Consider the following 16,245-nt stretch of genomic DNA (forward strand, 5'->3'; position numbering starts at 1 on the left):
GTCAGTCGCGGTAGGAGCCGAGGTGCCAGACCCGGGCCCGGTCCAGTTTCACCGAGCCGTTCTCGGCGAAGACCCGCACTCCCTGGCTGTCGGGGTGGGGGAAGATCTGGTCGGTGATCACGGCCTCGCCGCTGCCGCCGAAGACCTCGACGGAGGACCGGTCGACGAGGATCCGCAGCCTGACCTTGCCGTCGACGGCCTTGAGCGGCGCCCGCTGGACGCCGGGGAAGGCACTGCTGAAGTCCGTGGCGCCGGAGCGGGTGCGGTCGACGTACAGCTCCTGGGTCGTGGTGTCGTAGCCGATGACCGTCTCCTCTCCCCCGGAACCGGTGCGCACCTGGAGGCCGAAGCGGTCGGCGTCCTGGAGGGAGAAAGTGGCCTCGATGTCGAGCTCCCCGCCCTGCGCCTCCGGGCCGGCCAGCGGCTGTGAGGTGCTGGTGACGGTGACGCCGGACGCCGTCGCCGCGTCTCCCTCGCGCAGGGACGCCAGGCCGGCCACCGGCTCACTGGTCAGCCGGACCCGGCCGTCCACGGTACGCAGCGCCATCCGGCGCGGGACACTCTGCGCGCCGCGCCAGGGGGAGGTCGGGACGGAGCCGCCGTACTCCCAGTCGTTCATCCAGCCGATCATGTACCGCTCGTCGCCCGGGACGTTCTCCCAGGACACGGCCGCGTAGTAGTCCTTGCCGTAGTCGGCCCAGTCGGCGCGCTGCACGACCGACTTGGCGGGAGCGGCCGCGGTGGTGAACTGGTCGGCCAGGATGTGGCCCCAGCCGCCGGTGTTGTTGTCGACGAGCTGGATCCGCGCCTGCCTGCCCGCGTAGGGGCGCAGGTCGAAGGAGGCCCAGTCCAGGGTCTCGCTGTCGGAACCGGTGGCGCTGCGCACGACCTGGCCGTCGACGAGCAGGTTGACGGAGGTCTCCCGGGACACGGGCTCGGCCCGGGTGTCGGACAGCACGACGTGGTCGACGTTGAGGTGGCCCCAGCCGCCGGTGTTGTCGTCGACGATCCGGATCCGCGCCTTCTTCCCGGCGAGGTCGCGCACGTCCCAGGAGGCCCAGTCCAGCGCCTCGGCGTCGCTTCCGGTGGCGCTGCGCACGACCTGGCCGTCGACGAGGAGTTCCATCGCGGTCGGGTGGTCCGAGCCGGCCGGGTGGTGGCCGCCGCCGATGAGGAAGTCGACGTAGTCCTTGTCGAGGGTGAACTCGGGTGAGGTGAGGGTGCCGGTGGTGGCGTCGCCGTTCAGGAAGGTGTTGACCAGGCCGTCGCCCAGCCGGCCGGTGACCTCCTGCTGGCCGGGCAGGGTGCCGGTGGCCGGTGCCGTGCCGAAGGCGTCGCCGGTCGCCGTCCAGCCGCCGTAGGTGCCGCCCTCGAAGTCGGCGAGGACCGTCCCCTCGGGCGTGGCCCCGCGTTCCAGCACGGTCCCGTCCTGGTGCGGGTGGTTGCCGCCGCCCACCTTGAAGTTCAGGTAGGGGCTGTCGACGGTGAAAGGCCGGGAGGTGAGGGTGCCGGTGGCGGAGTCCCCGCCGTGGAAGCTGTTGGCGAGGCCCTTGCCGTCGTATCCGGCGACAGCCGACTGCCCCTCCAGCGCGCCGGTCGCCGGTGCCTCGCCGAACGCCGTCCCGGTGGTCGTCCACGGGTCGAAGCCGGTGCCCTCGAAGTCCTGCACGACCGTGCCGGCGGGCGGGGTGTAGCCGCCCTTGTCGTCCGCGGTGAACTTCTTGCCGTCGAAGTCGCCCACGAAGTACTGGGCGCCCGAACCGCCGGTGATCCCACCGGGGTTGATGCTGACGACCAGGACCCACTTGATCTTCTTCGGGTCGCCGTCGACCGCGAGCGGGAACAGGTCGGGGCACTCCCACACCCCGCCGGTCGCGCCCGCCGGACCGAACTCGCTGAGCAGGTCCCAGTCCTTGAGGTTCCTGGACGAGTAGAACCGCACCTTGTGCTCGGCGGACAGGGACACCGTCATCAGCCAGCTCCTGGTGGGCGCGTACCACTGCACCTTCGGGTCGCGGAAGTCCTTCGAGCCGATGTCGATGACCGGATTGCCCTGGTACTTGGTCCAGGTACGGCCGCGGTCGGTGCTGTAGGCGAGCGACTGGGCCTGGGTGCCGGTGCGCTTGTCGAGGCTGGTGTAGACCGCCACCATCGCCGGGTCCTTCTTCGTGCCGAACCCGGTGGTGTTGTCCTTGTCGACGACCGCGCTGCCGGAGAACACCATCTCCTTGTCGTCGTGGGAGAGGGCGAGCGGCAGCTCCTTCCAGTGCACGAGGTCCTTGCTGACCGCGTGCCCCCAGGACATGTCTCCCCAGGAGTTGCCGTTCGGGTTGTACTGGTAGAAGAGGTGGTACTCGCCCCGGTAGTACACGAGGCCGTTGGGGTCGTTCATCCAGTTCTGCTGCGGTGTGAAGTGGAACTGGGGGCGGTAGGTCTCGGTGTACGGCGGGGTGTCGGCGGCGGCGGCCCCCGGGGCGAGCGGGGTCGCGGACAGGGCGCAGACGGTCGCCGCCGCCGCGATCATCCGGGTGCGGGCATGCCTGAGTACACGTCCAGAAGTCATGGGTCTCCTGTACTGATGACGCCCTGGGACCGGCACCGTCCTCCGCGAGACCGGTCAGAGGTGTCATCGTTGACTCATGTCATCGTTGACACCGAGGCCCGATGATGAACGCAAGGCGTACGGCTCGTCAACGGTTCTGCCGCGACCGCTTCCGCCCGGCCGGGGTGTCCTTCACACGCCACCGACGACCGCGAACTCCTCCAGATCGCCCCGCCACGGCGGATTGGGACCGGCCACCGAACAGGTCAGCGCCGCCACCCGGGTACCGAACACACACGCCTCGGCGACCTCGTCGAGGCGCAGGCCGGTGAGCCCCTCACACGCCACCGACGACCACGAACTCCTCCAGATCGCCCCGCCACGGCGGATTGGGACCGGCCACCGAACAGGTCAGCGCCGCGACCCGGGTACCGAACACACAGGCCTCGGCGACCTCGTCGAGGCGCAGGTCCGTGAGCCTCCCGCCGAGCAGGCCGCGGGTGTCCAGGTGGTGCAGAAGGCCGGCGGTGAAGGAGTCGCCGGCCCCGACCGTGTCGACCACCTCGGTCGCCACCGCGGGCAGCCGGAGCCGTTCGCCGTCGAGGGAGGCCAGTACGCCGTCGCCGCCGCGGGTGATCACGACGAGCCGGGCGCCGGCGGCGTGCCAAAGGTCGCACGCCTGCTCGGGGGCCGTGTCCGGCAGGAGGAGTGCGAGGTCGTCCTCGCTCAGCCGGAGCACGTCGGCGAGCGCGCACCAGTGCGCCAGCCGCGCCCGGTAGACCTCGGGACGCACGAGCAGCGGGCGGACGTTGGGGTCGATGCTGATGGTCGCGTGGGGTGCGGCCGCCGCCAGGAACTCCTCCACGACCGCCCCGCCGGGTTCCCGGACCAGGGCCAGGGAGCCGGTGTGCACGCAGGCGGTCCCGGACAGGTCGACCCGCTCCAGCTCCCCGGCCGACCACTGCCAGTCGGCCGTGTTCTGCGCGTGGAAGGAGAACGCGGCCTGCCCCTGGGCGTCCAGCTCGGCCACGGCCAGCGTGCTGGGCTCCGCGGCCGCGACGGCGTCCGACAGGTCCACGCCCGAGGCCTCCAGACGGTCCCGGAACAGCCGGCCGAACACATCGGAGGACAGGCGCGCGAGGAAACGGGCCGGGGTGCCGAGGCGGGCCAGGGACACCGCCGTGTTCGCAGGTCCGCCGCCCGGCAGGACCCGCAGGGCGAGCTCACCCGAGGCGCCCGCGGGCTCGGCGAACGCGTCCGCGACACACTCTCCGAGGACGGTGATCTGACGTGCGCTCATGAGCTGCTCTTCTCTGCGAACGTGCGCCGGAAACGGGCACGGACCGGGCGGCCGCCACAGACGTTGCGGACTTGTGACGGACGCGGGGCATTGACGTTGCCGGGAGACGGGGTCATCATCCTCGGCAGTGTCAACGATGACATAAGTCAACGATGACACCTAGGGACGGCATGCTCCGATGCCGCCGCTCGCCCGCAATCCCGCTGGAGTCGTTTCATGTCTCGCACCCCTCGACTGCCTTCCTCCCTGCTCAGAGTCGCCGCGTGCACCTCGGTCGCGGCCCTCGCCCTGACGGCCTGCGGTTCCGGCTCCGGATCGGGCTCCACGAGCTCCGGATCGGGCACGGTGAAGGTCGGGCTGATCACCAAGACCGACACCAACCCGTTCTTCGTGAAGATGAAGGAGGGCGCGGAGAAGGCCGCCAAGCAGAACGGCGCCCAGCTCATGACCGCGGCGGGCAAGTTCGACGGCGACAACGCCGGCCAGGTCACCGCCATCGAGAACATGGTCGCGGCCGGGGTGAAGGGCATCCTGATCACCCCGAGCGACTCCAAGGCGATCGTGCCCGCGATAGCCAAGGCCAAGGCCAAGGGCGTGCTGGTCATCGCCCTGGACACGCCGACCGAGCCGGAGAGCGCGGTCGACGCCCTCTTCGCCACCGACAACCTCAAGGCCGGCGAGCTGATCGGCGAGTACGCCAAGGCCGCCATGAAGGGCAAGACCGCGAAGATCGCCGCCCTCGACCTCGCGCCCGGCGTCTCCGTCGGCGTCCAGCGGCACAACGGGTTCCTCAAGGGCTTCGGCGCCACCGAGAAGGACGTGGCCTGCGCCCAGGACACCGGCGGCGACCAGGCCAAGGGCCAGACGGCGATGGAGAACTGCCTCCAGAAGGAGCCGGGCATCAACCTCGTCTACACCATCAACGAGCCGGCCGCGCTCGGCGCGTACACCGCGCTGAAGGCCAAGGGCCGGGAGAAGGACGTCTTGATCGTCTCCGTGGACGGCGGCTGCACCGGCACCCAGGCCGTCAAGGACGGCAAGATCGCGGCCACTTCGCAGCAGTACCCGCTGAAGATGGCCGCCGAGGGCGTCAACGCCGTCGTCACGTACGCCAAGGACGGCAAGAAGGCGTCCGGTTACACCGACACCGGCGTCACCCTGATCACCGACAAGGCCCAGGCGGGCGTCACGTCCAAGGACACCGCCTTCGGCCTGGAGAACTGCTGGGGCTGAGTCCGGCCCCAGGGACCGTACGACATCGCCTCTCCCCGAGCGGGGCGGCCGGCCCCGCTCCTCCCCGACCCGGGGACGGCCGCCTCCCCTGTCCTCCCACCAGGACTTCTGTCTTCCGACAAGGACTTCGCATGACCGCCACGTCCACGCCTCCGAGCACCTCCTCGCCGTACGCCGAACTCAAAGCGCCGACCACGGCCCGCAGGCTGCTCACGGCGCCGACCACCGGCCCGCTGGTCGCCCTTCTGCTCGCCTGTGTCTTCTTCGCCGTCTCGTCCGACCAGTTCCTCACCGGCGGGAACTTCTCGCTGATCGTGCAGCAGGTCATGGTCGTCGGCACCCTCGCCATCGGCCAGACCCTGATCATCCTCACCGCGGGCATCGACCTGTCGTGCGGCGCGGTGATGGCGTTCGGCAGCATCGTGATCGCCAAGATGGCCGCCGAGGGCTCGCTGCCGCCGCTGGCCGCCATCGCGCTGGGACTGGTCGTCTGCGGCGGATTCGGCCTGCTGAACGGGCTGTTGGTGCAGAAGATCCCGCTGCCGCCGTTCATCGTCACCCTCGGCATGCTCAACGTGGCGTTCGCGCTGACCCACATCTACTCCGCGGAGCAGACGGTCACCAACCTGCCCGGCCCGCTCACGGCCCTCGGGCAGACCTTCCCGATGGGCCACACCGACATCACCTACGGCTCCCTCGTCACCATCGGCCTGTTCCTGCTGCTCGCCTACGCGCTGAGCAGCACCGGCTGGGGCCGGCACGTCTACGCCCTGGGCAACAGCCAGGAGGCCGCGCGGCTCAACGGCATCCGCACCTCCCGGCTGACCATCGGCGTCTACACCGTCGCCGGTCTCCTCTACGGCGTCGCCGCGCTGCTCCTGATCTCCCGCACCGGAGTCGGCGACCCGCAGGCCGGGCAGACCGACAACCTCGACAGCATCACCGCCGTCGTCCTCGGCGGCACCAGCCTCTTCGGCGGCCGCGGCTCGGTGCTCGGCACCTTCATCGGCGTCCTCATCGTCGGCGTCTTCCGCAACGGGCTCCAGCTGATGGGCGTCGCCTCCATCTACCAGACCCTGATCACCGGCGTGCTGGTGATCCTCGCGGTGACCGTCGACCAGATCTCCCGGAAGAAGGCCCGATGACCGCCATCGCCTCCCCCACCCCCGTCCTCCAGGCCCGCGGTCTCGTCAAGCGCTACGGCCAGGTCACCGCCATCGACGGCGCCGACTTCGACCTGCTGCCCGGCGAAGTGCTCGCCGTCATCGGCGACAACGGCGCCGGAAAGACCAGCCTCATCAAGGCGCTCACCGGCGCGGTGACACCCGACGCGGGCGAGATCCGCCTCAACGGCGAGCCCATCCAGTTCTCCGGCCCGCAAAGTGCCCGCGCCCACGGCATCGAGACGGTCTATCAGGACCTCGCCGTGGCCGCCTCGATGGACATCGCCTCGAACGTGTTCCTCGGGCGGGAGCTCCGGCGCCCCGGTGTCCTCGGGAGCGTGTTCCGGATGCTCGACAAGAAGCGCATGCGCCAGGAGGCCGCCGAGCACATGGCCGACCTGAAGATCGGACTGCGGTCGCTGACCCAGTCCGTCGAGACCCTGTCCGGCGGGCAGCGGCAGGCCGTCGCGGTCGCCCGTTCCGTCGCCTGGGCACGCAGTGTCGTCGTCATGGACGAACCCACCGCCGCGCTCGGCGTCAAGGAGTCCGGACAGGTCCTCGACCTCATCCGCCGCGTCCGGGACAAGGGCATGCCGGTCGTCCTGATCAGCCACAACATGCCGCACGTCTTCGAGATCGCGGACCGGATCCACGTGCACCGGCTGGGCCGGCGGGCCGCCCTGATCAAGCCCTCCGACTACTCCATGGCGGAGGTCGTCGCCATCATGACCGGCGCGCTCACCGTCAATGAGGCCGGAGGTACTGTCGTAGCGGATTCCGAGGCCGCGAAGGCCGCGGGCGTCCAGGCCAACTGACCACAGCACTCGACACTCGACGGCATCCGGCCGAGGCCGCGGCCGGACCCGACGAGCACAGGAGACGGTTTCCTCCATGGCAGCGAACCGCCGCCCGACCCTGGCCGACGTCGCCCGCGAAGTGGGCGTCAGCGCCAAGACGGTGTCCCGCGTTCTCAACGAGGACGGACCCGCGTCGGCCGAGACCAGGGAACAGGTGCTGGCCGCCGTGGCCAAGCTCGGCTTCCAGCCGAACCTGATGGCCCGCAACATCCGCGTCGGCGGCCCCGACACCACCGTCGGTCTGGTCATCCCGGACCTCGGCAACCCGTTCTTCGGAGCGGTGGCCCGCAGTATCGAGGACACGGTCCGCGACCGCGGGCTGACCCTGCTCATGGGCTCGTCGGCGGACGAACCGGACCGTGAACGGGCCCTGACGGACAAGTTCCTGGCCCGCCGCGTCAGCATCCTGCTGGTCGTGCCGTCGGTCGGCGCCGACCACTCCCACCTCAAGACCCACCGTGCCACGGGACTGCCCGTGGTCTTCCTCGACCGTCCCGGGGTGGGTCTGGCCGCCGACAGCGTGGTCAGCTCCAACCGCACCGGCTCCCACGACGGCGTCGCCCACCTGATCGCCCACGGCCACCGGCGCATCGGTTTCGTCGGCGACCTGCCGGTCAAGCTCTACACCCGCCGTGAGCGCCTCACCGGATACCGCGAGGCCCTTGAGCAGGCCGGCCTCCCCTACGACCGCACCCTCGTCACCAACGCCCATGACCAGCAGGGCGCTTCGGCCGCGACCTCCCAACTCCTCGACCTGGCCGATCCCCCCACCGCCCTGTTCGCCGGCAACAACATCGTCGCCCTGGGCATAGTCGCCGAACTCGCCCGCAGCAGGCGCAAGGACGTCGCCGTTGTCTCCTTCGACGACGTCCCGCTCGCCGAGGCACTCGAACCGGCCCTGACCGTCGTCGCCCAGGACCCCGAGGAGATCGGCAGAACGGCGGCGACCACGGCCCTGTCCCGCCTCGACGGCGACCGCACCCGGGCCCGGACCATCACCGTGCCGACACGCCTGATCGTGCGCGGCTCGGGCGAGCGGCCCGCCCCAAAGCTGCAGCGGGCCTGACCCGTCAGCCCGCCTGCCCCGGCACCTCCTTCATCTCGTTCACGACCGCCCGCTGGGTGATCGCGACGGTGAAGGTCACGGTGCCCTTCTTGAAGGTCTCGCTCGGCTCGACCTGCACACTGCGCTCACCGAGGAACGCGTACGTCTTCCTGTCGAAGATCCACTCCGTGCGCTGCCCGCTCTGCTCGTCGAGCCGTGCGATGGCGACACCGTGGCGCCCCACCGCGTCGACGGCGTCGTCCACCGCGACGACCCCGGGGATCCGGGCGGCGGCCTTGTAGAGCGCGGCGGTGAGGTTCGCGGGCGGGTAGCTCTCGGTCAGCAGGTCGCCGATGGCGACGAAGGCGGCCTGGTCGCGGGGCACTTCCGGGTCCCTGACGGCGTCCGACTCCTGGTAGATCTTCCTGAGCAGGGCCTCGGGATCGGTGGGCAGCTTCGCCAGCCTGTCGTAGGCCGAGCTGAGCGGGTTCGGTCCGGCCAGGGTGATGCCGTCCTCGCTCGTGTTGCCCGGCTCGATCAGCCAGCCGTTCCTGCCGTCGGGGGACTCCCAGACCTGGCGGGAGTGCAGCTTCTCGCTGACCACCGTGGTCTTGTCGTCGACCGTCTTCGGGTAGGTGCTGGCGACCTTGGACGCGATGTAGAGGAACTGGTCGTCGCGCACGGCGGGTTCGGAGGTGTCGGCGGCGGCCAGCGAGATGTGGTCGAGCAGCCGGTCGGCGCCCCGGGGGTCGGCGGCGCCGATCCGGGTCGTCAGGGCGGGCCCGGTGGCCAGGGAGGTGTGCGCGTCACCGCCGCCGGTCAGCGCGAGGCCGCCCACGACCGCGCCGGCCAGGGCGCAGGCCATCGCGGGCAGCAGGATCGCCCGGCGCAGGAACGGGTTGCGGCGCACGGGGGTGACAGCGGCGGTACGGAGGTCTTCGCGGATCTGGACCATCATCTGCTCCTTGTGGAACTGGTGGCGGCCCGCCGGCAGATCCCGCTCCACGGAGGGCAGAAGACCCTGGGTCTCCGCCCACTCGGCCGGGTGCGGCTGGGAGGGGCTGGCGTTCATCGGTTTCCTTCCTGTGCGGACCGGATCACGGATTCGCGATCACCCGTTATCTGCCGTTTCGATGGGGTGAGTTCCCGTCTTTTTCGCGCCAGTTCTACCTCGGCGAGCTTCCGCAGCCTGCCGCGCGCCCGGGACAGCCGGGAGCGGACGGTGCCGACGGGGACGCCGAGGGCGCGGGCGGCGTCGGCGTACTCCACCCCCTCCCACAGGCACAGCACGAGGACCTCGCGCTCGGGGCGTCTCAGCGACGCCAGTGCGGTCAGGGTGGCGGCGATCCGGCGCCGGTCGTCCACCCGCCCGGCGGTCTCCTCCGCGTGGTCGGCGACCTCCGGGACGCCCGCCCGGGCCGCCGCGCTCGCCGCGGCCCGGTAACGCCGGCTGCCGCGACCGTGGGACCGGGAGACGTTCGTGGCGATGCCGAGCAGCCACGGCCGCAGCGACCCCCCGTCAGCCTCGATCGAGTCCCGGCGCCGCCAGGCCTCCATGAACGTCGCCGACATGACGTCCTCGGCCACGGACCAGTCGGCGGTCAGCCGGAAGGCGTGGTTGTACACCGAGCGGGCGCACGCGTCGTAGAGCTCCGCGAAGGCGTCCGGATCCCCGGCCCGTATCCGGGTTCGCATATCTGTGGTCACGCACTCAACTGCCCGGGAGGATCGGCGAGTTCCCGTGACGCGCGTCACACTCACCCGGCACCCCCCTCTCAATGTTGTGCACTTTATTGACGGCGGTCACCAGACAGCCTAATTTCACGGTGTCCTTCCCCCCGCTCAAGGGAGACCGCGATGCCCCCGTCCCCCACCGCATCAGAACGCACCCGCCAACTCCGCCGAGTCGCCCTCTCCGGCCTGCTCGGCACCGCCGTCGAGTTCTACGACTTCCTCGTCTACGGCACCGTCGCCGCGCTCGTCTTCGGCGAACTGTTCTTCCCCGGCGCCGACCCCGCCGTGGGCACGATCGCCGCGTTCGGCACCTTCGCCGCCGGATACGTGGCCCGCCCCATCGGCGGCATCGTCTTCGGACACTTCGGCGACCGCCTCGGCCGCAAGAACATGCTGCTGCTCACCATGGGCCTGATGGGCGGCGCCAGCTTCCTCATCGGCCTGCTGCCCACCTACGACACCGTCGGCGTGTGGGCCCCGGTCCTGCTGATCACCCTGCGCGTGGTCCAGGGCATCGCCATCGGCGGTGAGTGGGGCGGCGCGACCCTGATGGTCGTGGAGCACGCGGGCGAGAAGCGCCGTGGCCTCTGGTCCAGCTTCACGCAGATGGGCGCCCCGCTCGGCTCCCTGATCTCCGCCGCCGTCGTCGCCATGGTCTCCACCCTCCCCAAGGACCAGTTCGCGGCCTGGGGCTGGCGGGTGCCGTTCCTGCTGAGCGTCCTGCTGCTCGGCGTCGGCCTGTTCGTCCGCCTCAAGGTGGTCGAGAGCCCGCTGTTCGCCGAGGTGAAGAAGGACCGCGCCGAGTCGAGGCTCCCCATCCTCGACGTCCTGCGCCGCCCGAAGCCCGTACTGCTGGCCTGCTGCGTCGGCATCGGCGCCTTCACCGCCCAGTCCCTGCTGACCAGTTACCTGATCGCGTACGCCACCGGCATCGGCTATCCCCGCCCGCAGGTGCTCACCGCGCTCACCGTCTCCGCCGCCGTCGCCCTGGTCGTGCTGCCCTGCGCCTCGGCGCTCTCCGACCGGATCGGCCGCCGCCCGGTCGTCCTCACCGGCGCGATCCTGTCCGCCGCGACCGCCTTCCCCGTCCTCGCGCTGGTCGACTCCAAGTCGTCGGGGGCCCTGATCCTGGCCGTCGTCATCGGCCACGGCATCTCCCAGTCGCTGATGTACGGCCCGCTGGGCGCCCTGTTCAGCGAGATGTTCGGCACCAGGGTCCGCTACACGGGCGCCTCCCTCGGCTACCAGGGCGCGACCCTGGTCGGCGCCGGCTTCTCCCCGATGATCGCCACAAGCCTGGTCGCGAGCAGCGGCAACGGCACCCCCGTCGCCCTCCTGCTGTGCGGCGGCTCGCTGATCACCGCGCTGACGGTGTGGTTCGTCCGCGAGACGAGCCGTACCTCACTCGGCGAGGAACCCACCCCCGGCCTCCCCACCACCCCCCACACGGAGGAGATCACCGCATGAGGCACGGCACCCGCATCGCCTGCGCGACGGCGCTTCTGCTCACCCTCACCGCCGCGCCCGCGGCGACGGCCGGCACCGGCACCACCACCCACGTGGACGGCCGACTCCCCTCCGGCGCCACATACATGATGGACGTCCCCACCAACTGGAACGGCACCGTCCTGCTGTTCAGCCACGGCTACAACGCGGGCCCCGCCAACGCCGCCCAGGACGCCCCGGACGCGGCCACCAAGCCCCTTCTCCTCCAGCAGGGTTACGCCCTCATCGGCTCCTCGTACGCGTCCACCGGCTGGGCGGTCACCGACGCGGTGCCCGACCAGATGGCCACCCTGAAGGCCTTCACCACCCGCTTCGGCCAGGCCTCCCGCACCCTCGCCTGGGGACGGTCGTACGGCGGCCTGGTCACCACGGCGATAGCCGAACGCCACCCGGACGAGATCGACGGCTCGCTCTCCATGTGCGGCCTGGTCCACGGCGGCGTCGCCAACTGGAACAACACCCTCGACCCGGTGTTCGCCCTCAAGACGCTCCTCGGCTCCGACGTCCCGCTGGTGAACCTCCCGACCCAGGAGGCCGCCACCGCCGCGGCGAACACCCTGACCGCCACAGTCGACTCCGCCCAGCCGACGGCCGAGGGCCGGGCCCGCATCGCCCTCGCCGCGGCCCTGCACAACATCCCGGTCTGGAACGCCCCCACCCAGACCCGCCCCGCCGCGAGCGACTGGGACGCCCAACAGGCCAACCAGTACGACGCCGTCAAGGGCCTGCTGAAGATCGCCGCCTTCAACCGGCGCCAGGAGGCCGAGACCCGCGCGGGCGGCAACATGTCCTGGAACACCGGAATCGACTACGCACGGCTGCTCGGGAAGTCCTCCGTCCGCAAGGAGGTCACCGAGCTGTACAAGAAGGCGGGCCTCTCCCTGACCAAGGACCTCGCCGCCCTGAACCGGGCCCCGCGCATCACCGCGGACCCGGCCGCCGTCGCCTGGACGAGCAGCACCAGCAGCTTCACCGGCAAGCTGGCCAAGCCCCAGCTCTCCATCCACACCATCGGCGACCCCCTGGTTCCCGTCCAGACGGAGAGCGCCCTGCGCCGAGCGGTGACGGCCGCAGGATCCGCCCCCCTCCTCCGCCAGGCCTACGTCGACAACGCCGGCCACTGCACCTTCAGCCCCGCCGAGCAACTGGCCGCCCTCCACACCCTGGAGGACCGCGTGACCACCGGCCACTGGCAGGGCACCGACCCGGCGTCCCTCAACGCCCGCGCCACCGCGGCCGACCCCACCACCCCCACCCGCTACGTCCGGTACCACCCCACCCCCTACCTCCGCCCCTACGACCTTGCCCACCCCGCCGACCGCCGATGACCTCGTACGACCGCCTGCCCCACGCCCGGCGGGCGGTCGTACCCTTGCCCCCGTGGAGGACGACGACATCCTGGACACCGCGGAGGGGCCGCAGCCGCGCCCGCAGTCGCTCATGCTCACCTTCTTCGGCAACCACGTCCTGGAGGAGGGAGACCTGGCCGTCTACTCGGGCAGCATCATCGACGTCCTGGGCCGCGTGGGCGTGGGCGAACAGGCCGTACGCTCCACCCTCACCCGCATGGTCAACCGGGGCCTGCTCCAGCGTCAGCGCGAGGGCCGCAAGATGTTCTTCGGCCTGACCCCGCAGGCCACCCGCGTCCTGATCGACGGCCGCACCCGCATCTGGAAGCAGGGCGCCGTCAACGACGACTGGGACGGCTCCTGGACCCTGCTCGGCTTCTCCCTGCCCGACTCCTGGAAACGCCAGCGCCACGACCTGCGCTCACGCCTGACCTGGTCCGGATTCGGCGCCCTGTACAGCGGCCTGTGGATCGCCCCCGGCCATGTGGACGTCTCCGCGGTGGTCACCGACCTCGGTCTCACCGCCCACGTCAAGATCTTCCACGCCCAAGCCGCCGAGGTGACCGACATCGAGCAGATGATCCGCGACACCTGGGACCTGGAGTCCATCGCCGCCCGCTACGTCGCCTTCGACAAGCGCTGGACCTCCCACCTGGGCAACGGCACCGACGACGACCCCATCGGCACCCGCCTCCGCCTGGTCAGCGACTGGCTCCGCACCATCCGCACGGACCCCAGACTCCCCGCCCGCCACCTCCCCCCGGCCTGGCCGGCCCGCACCGCCCAGGAAACCTTCCACCGAGTAGCCGAACAAACCCACCCGGCACTGAGGGCAGCCCGAACGGCTCTGGAGACGACACCTCTACGGAACTAGGAGGGCCGGGCGCCTATAGGGGTGCCGGGTCAGGTCGTCGGGCGGGTGCGGGTGCGTGGAGGGCTGGTCGCGCAGTTCCCCGCGCCCCTAGGCAAGTGCAGTCACCCCGGCCAGGACGGGACCGTACGCCACCTTCCCGCGTCACCACCGCGCGCCACGACGGACCGGTAGCCGCGTACGGCGGCAAGGGGACGGGGTGGGGGGTGTCCGCCCGCAGCGGTCGGCGTCCGTTACCGAGCGCAGCTGAAGCAGCCGAGCCGCCGGACCGAGGACGGACACCCCCCACCCCGGCCCCGACCCCAAACCGCACCGCACGCGCTACACAAGCCCCCACCGGGCCCGCGCAGGCCGCCGCAGGCATCCAGGGGCGCGGGGAACTGCGCAAAAACCCCCGCCCCCACACACCCGCACAAGACACCGCTCAACCGCCGGAGGCATCCCCCCCGACACTGAACCCAATCACCGCCCCACCCCCCTCCCGAGGAAACGCAAACGGCGCCCCCCCATGCGACAGCGCAACCTCCCGCACGATCGACAACCCCAACCCCGACCCCGGCAACGACCGCGCGTCCGCCGCCCGGTAGAACCGGTCGAACACCCGCACAAGATCGGCCTCGGCGATCCCCGGCCCCCGGTCCAGCACTTCCACCCGCACCGGCCCGGCCACCGTGAACCCCGACACGGAGATCTCGATCGCAGCGGTACCCTCCCGGTCGAACTTCACCGCGTTCTCGACCAGGTTCGACAGGGCCCTCTGCAGCATCCCCGGCCGCCCGTCCGTCACCGTCGACCCCTTCGCCCGCACCACGATCTCCCGCCCGGTCCGCCGCCGGGCCAGCCCCGCCACCTCCTCGGCGAGATCGGCGAGATCCACCCGCTGCGGCGGCTCGTTGTCCGACTGCCCCGCCGCGAGGTCGACCAGCTCATTGACCAGGTCGGTCAACTCCCGTGCCTCCTGGGAGAGATCGGCGACCAGCTCGTCGCGCGTGGCGGGCGGCAACTCGTCGATCCGCCGCAGCAGCGAGATGTTGGTACGGAGCGACGTGAGCGGCGTCCGCAGCTCGTGCCCCGCGTCCTGGACCAGCCGCCGCTGGTCCTCCTCGGACTGCGCGAGCCGCCCCAGCATCCGGTCGAAGGCCCGTCCCAGCCGTCCCACCTCGTCGTAACCGGTGACCGGCACCTCGATCCCCAGCCGCCGGGTCCGTGCCACGTCCTCCGCGGCGGACGTGAGAATGACCAGCCGCCGGGTGATCCGCCGGGCCAGCCACCACCCGAACAACCCGGCGCCCACCACGACCGCCACCATGAGCAGGAACGTCCGCTGCTGAAGGGCCCGCAGCAGATCCTCGGTGTCACTGAACTCCTGGGCGACCTGCACGGCGCCCCGCCCGCCACCCAGGGAGACGGTGGCGACCCGGTACACATCGCTGCCGACCGAGACCTCCTTGTGCAGGAGCATCCGCCCGGCCACGCCGGCCGCGACGATCCGCCGGTCTTCGGCGACCACCGGCAACCCGGGACGCCCCGGATCGGCGACCGCCCCGGTGGGTCCCAGCACCTGCACATCCGTACGGGCGGGCCGCACCAGGTCATGCCCGGGCGCCGAGGACGAGAAGTCCTCCGGCGCCATCCGGTGCTGACTCACCTCGTCCCGGAGATCCTGCACGACCTGGTCGAACACGGACTCCTGGTCCACCCGCACCAGCCGGGCGGCCGCGCTGTAGGACAGCACACCGACGAGCACGGTCACCGCGGCCGTCACCGCGGCGAAGGACACCGCGAACGTGGTCCGCAGGGACAGCAGCCGGGGCCGCGGCCGGGCCCACAGTCGAGCCAGCCGCCCCACTCAGTCCTCCCGGAGCACGTAACCCACGCCACGCACCGTGTGGATCAGCTGCGGAGCGCCGGGGTCGTCGAGCTTGCGGCGCAGGTAGCCGACGTACACGGCGAGGTTCTTGGAGCCGGGCCCGAAGTCGTAGCCCCAGATGCGGTCGTAGATCGTCGAGTGGTCGAGCACGATGCCCGCGTTGCGCACGAGCAGCTCCAGCAGCTCGAACTCGGTACGGGTCAGCTCCAGCTCGCGCGTCCCCCGCCAGGCCCGCCGCGCCTGGATGTCCATGCGCAGCCCGGCCGCCTCGATCCGCCCCTGGGGCAGCTCGGGAACGGCAGTCCGCGGCGCGACATCGGCCGGGGCCATCCCCTCCGGGCTGGTGCGCCGCAGCAGGGCCCGCAGCCGGGCGAAGACCTCCTCGACGTCGAAGGGCTTGACCACGTAGTCGTCGGCGCCCGCGTCCAGGCCGGCGATCCGGTCCTGGGTCTCCACGAGCGCGGTCAGCATGAGGATGGGCGTGCGGTCGCCCTCGGCGCGCAGCACCCGGCAGACCTGGAGTCCGTCGATCCCGGGCATCATCACGTCGAGGACGAGCACGTCCGGCGGCGTCTTGTGGGCCTGCGCCAGCGCCTCGACCCCGTCGGCGACCGCGGTGACCTGGTAGCCCTCCAGGGTCAGGGCGCGCTCCAGGGCGTGGCGGATGGCGCGGTCGTCTTCGGCGAGCAGCACATTTTGGGACACACCCTCAGTGTGCCGTGCCCACCGAGTCGTACGTGTGATGAGCTGCTCACCGCCCGCCCTTCTTACTGCC

At 71.2% G+C, this 16,245-nt stretch carries 14 protein-coding genes; 7 read left to right on the plus strand and 7 right to left on the minus strand.

Going from position 1 to position 16,245, the window contains the following annotated elements; genetic code table 11:
- Window position 1: 1 nt before the first annotated feature.
- From RKD20_RS19005 to RKD20_RS19015, 3 genes are all read right to left on the minus strand, one after another.
- The gene (locus tag RKD20_RS19005; RefSeq protein ID WP_424878752.1) at window positions 2-2,563 is read right to left on the minus strand and encodes a GH32 C-terminal domain-containing protein; all 2,562 of its coding nucleotides are present in this window, start codon (window positions 2,561-2,563) and stop codon (window positions 2-4) included.
- 171 nt (window positions 2,564-2,734) lie between these two features.
- Window positions 2,735-2,890, minus strand: coding sequence for a hypothetical protein (locus RKD20_RS19010; protein ID WP_424878753.1), 156 nt, complete (start codon window positions 2,888-2,890; stop codon window positions 2,735-2,737).
- Window positions 2,880-3,842: a carbohydrate kinase family protein gene (locus RKD20_RS19015; protein WP_424878754.1), complete on the minus strand. Its 963-nt coding sequence runs from the start codon at window positions 3,840-3,842 to the stop codon at window positions 2,880-2,882. The genes RKD20_RS19010 and RKD20_RS19015 overlap by 11 nt, the downstream gene beginning before the upstream one ends.
- Window positions 3,843-4,058: 216 nt before the next feature.
- On the opposite strand from RKD20_RS19015, the gene RKD20_RS19020 reads away from it, so the two are divergent.
- The 4 genes from RKD20_RS19020 (at window position 4,059) to RKD20_RS19035 (ending at window position 8,161) form a co-directional block, all read left to right on the plus strand.
- Complete coding sequence (locus RKD20_RS19020) at window positions 4,059-5,075, plus strand: sugar ABC transporter substrate-binding protein (protein WP_020120683.1); 1,017 nt, start codon at window positions 4,059-4,061, stop codon at window positions 5,073-5,075.
- 131 nt (window positions 5,076-5,206) lie between these two features.
- The gene (locus RKD20_RS19025; RefSeq protein WP_424878755.1) at window positions 5,207-6,220 is read left to right on the plus strand and encodes an ABC transporter permease; all 1,014 of its coding nucleotides are present in this window, start codon (window positions 5,207-5,209) and stop codon (window positions 6,218-6,220) included.
- Window positions 6,217-7,053, plus strand: a complete 837-nt coding sequence (locus RKD20_RS19030) for an ATP-binding cassette domain-containing protein (protein WP_424878756.1) — start codon at window positions 6,217-6,219, stop codon at window positions 7,051-7,053. Before RKD20_RS19025 ends, RKD20_RS19030 begins: the two co-directional genes overlap by 4 nt.
- A complete protein-coding gene (locus tag RKD20_RS19035; protein WP_424883265.1) occupies window positions 7,013-8,161 on the plus strand; it encodes a LacI family DNA-binding transcriptional regulator in 1,149 nt (382 codons plus the stop codon). The genes RKD20_RS19030 and RKD20_RS19035 overlap by 41 nt, the downstream gene beginning before the upstream one ends.
- Before the next feature lie 4 nt (window positions 8,162-8,165).
- On the opposite strand, the gene RKD20_RS19040 is transcribed toward RKD20_RS19035, so the two are convergent.
- Together RKD20_RS19040 and RKD20_RS19045 are read right to left on the minus strand one after the other, a co-directional pair.
- Window positions 8,166-9,212 carry a CU044_5270 family protein gene (locus tag RKD20_RS19040; protein WP_424878757.1) on the minus strand — a complete coding sequence of 349 codons (1,047 nt, stop codon included), beginning with the start codon at window positions 9,210-9,212 and terminating at the stop codon, window positions 8,166-8,168.
- On the minus strand, window positions 9,209-9,835 hold the full coding sequence (locus RKD20_RS19045; RefSeq protein ID WP_424883266.1) for an RNA polymerase sigma factor: 627 nt from the start codon (window positions 9,833-9,835) through the stop codon (window positions 9,209-9,211). Before RKD20_RS19045 ends, RKD20_RS19040 begins: the two co-directional genes overlap by 4 nt.
- A 162-nt stretch (window positions 9,836-9,997) precedes the next feature.
- Between RKD20_RS19045 and RKD20_RS19050 the strand changes: the two genes are divergently transcribed.
- Genes RKD20_RS19050 through RKD20_RS19060 form a run of 3 tightly spaced genes read left to right on the plus strand, consistent with a single transcriptional unit; the run spans window position 9,998 to window position 13,603 of the window.
- Window positions 9,998-11,341 carry an MFS transporter gene (locus RKD20_RS19050; RefSeq protein WP_424878758.1) on the plus strand — a complete coding sequence of 448 codons (1,344 nt, stop codon included), beginning with the start codon at window positions 9,998-10,000 and terminating at the stop codon, window positions 11,339-11,341.
- A complete protein-coding gene (locus RKD20_RS19055) occupies window positions 11,338-12,708 on the plus strand; it encodes an alpha/beta hydrolase family protein (RefSeq protein ID WP_424878759.1) in 1,371 nt (456 codons plus the stop codon). Before RKD20_RS19050 ends, RKD20_RS19055 begins: the two co-directional genes overlap by 4 nt.
- A gap of 52 nt (window positions 12,709-12,760) precedes the next feature.
- Window positions 12,761-13,603, plus strand: coding sequence for a PaaX family transcriptional regulator C-terminal domain-containing protein (locus RKD20_RS19060; RefSeq protein WP_424878760.1), 843 nt, complete (start codon window positions 12,761-12,763; stop codon window positions 13,601-13,603).
- Window positions 13,604-14,024: 421 nt separating this feature from the next.
- Here the strand turns inward: RKD20_RS19060 and RKD20_RS19065 are convergent, their stop codons facing one another.
- Window positions 14,025-15,449 carry a HAMP domain-containing sensor histidine kinase gene (locus RKD20_RS19065; protein ID WP_424878761.1) on the minus strand — a complete coding sequence of 475 codons (1,425 nt, stop codon included), beginning with the start codon at window positions 15,447-15,449 and terminating at the stop codon, window positions 14,025-14,027.
- Window positions 15,450-16,175 carry a response regulator transcription factor gene (locus tag RKD20_RS19070; RefSeq protein ID WP_424878762.1) on the minus strand — a complete coding sequence of 242 codons (726 nt, stop codon included), beginning with the start codon at window positions 16,173-16,175 and terminating at the stop codon, window positions 15,450-15,452.
- Window positions 16,176-16,245: the final 70 nt, after the last annotated feature.

Origin of the sequence: Streptomyces sp. SLBN-8D4, assembly GCF_049739545.1 — a bacterium.
GTDB lineage: Bacteria > Actinomycetota > Actinomycetes > Streptomycetales > Streptomycetaceae > Streptomyces > Streptomyces canus_C.

Excerpts from the sequence above, each read along its gene's own strand:
- RKD20_RS19050 (WP_424878758.1), top strand. The coding sequence starts at position 9,998 with ATGCCCCCGTCCCCCACCGCATCAGAACGCACCCGCCAACTCCGCCGA.
- RKD20_RS19055 (WP_424878759.1), top strand. The coding sequence starts at position 11,338 with ATGAGGCACGGCACCCGCATCGCCTGCGCGACGGCGCTTCTGCTCACC.
- RKD20_RS19005 (WP_424878752.1), bottom strand. The coding sequence starts at position 2,563 with ATGACTTCTGGACGTGTACTCAGGCATGCCCGCACCCGGATGATCGCG.
- RKD20_RS19030 (WP_424878756.1), top strand. The coding sequence starts at position 6,217 with ATGACCGCCATCGCCTCCCCCACCCCCGTCCTCCAGGCCCGCGGTCTC.
- RKD20_RS19040 (WP_424878757.1), bottom strand. The coding sequence starts at position 9,212 with ATGAACGCCAGCCCCTCCCAGCCGCACCCGGCCGAGTGGGCGGAGACC.
- RKD20_RS19045 (WP_424883266.1), bottom strand. The coding sequence starts at position 9,835 with ATGCGAACCCGGATACGGGCCGGGGATCCGGACGCCTTCGCGGAGCTC.
- RKD20_RS19020 (WP_020120683.1), top strand. The coding sequence starts at position 4,059 with ATGTCTCGCACCCCTCGACTGCCTTCCTCCCTGCTCAGAGTCGCCGCG.
- RKD20_RS19025 (WP_424878755.1), top strand. The coding sequence starts at position 5,207 with ATGACCGCCACGTCCACGCCTCCGAGCACCTCCTCGCCGTACGCCGAA.
- RKD20_RS19015 (WP_424878754.1), bottom strand. The coding sequence starts at position 3,842 with ATGAGCGCACGTCAGATCACCGTCCTCGGAGAGTGTGTCGCGGACGCG.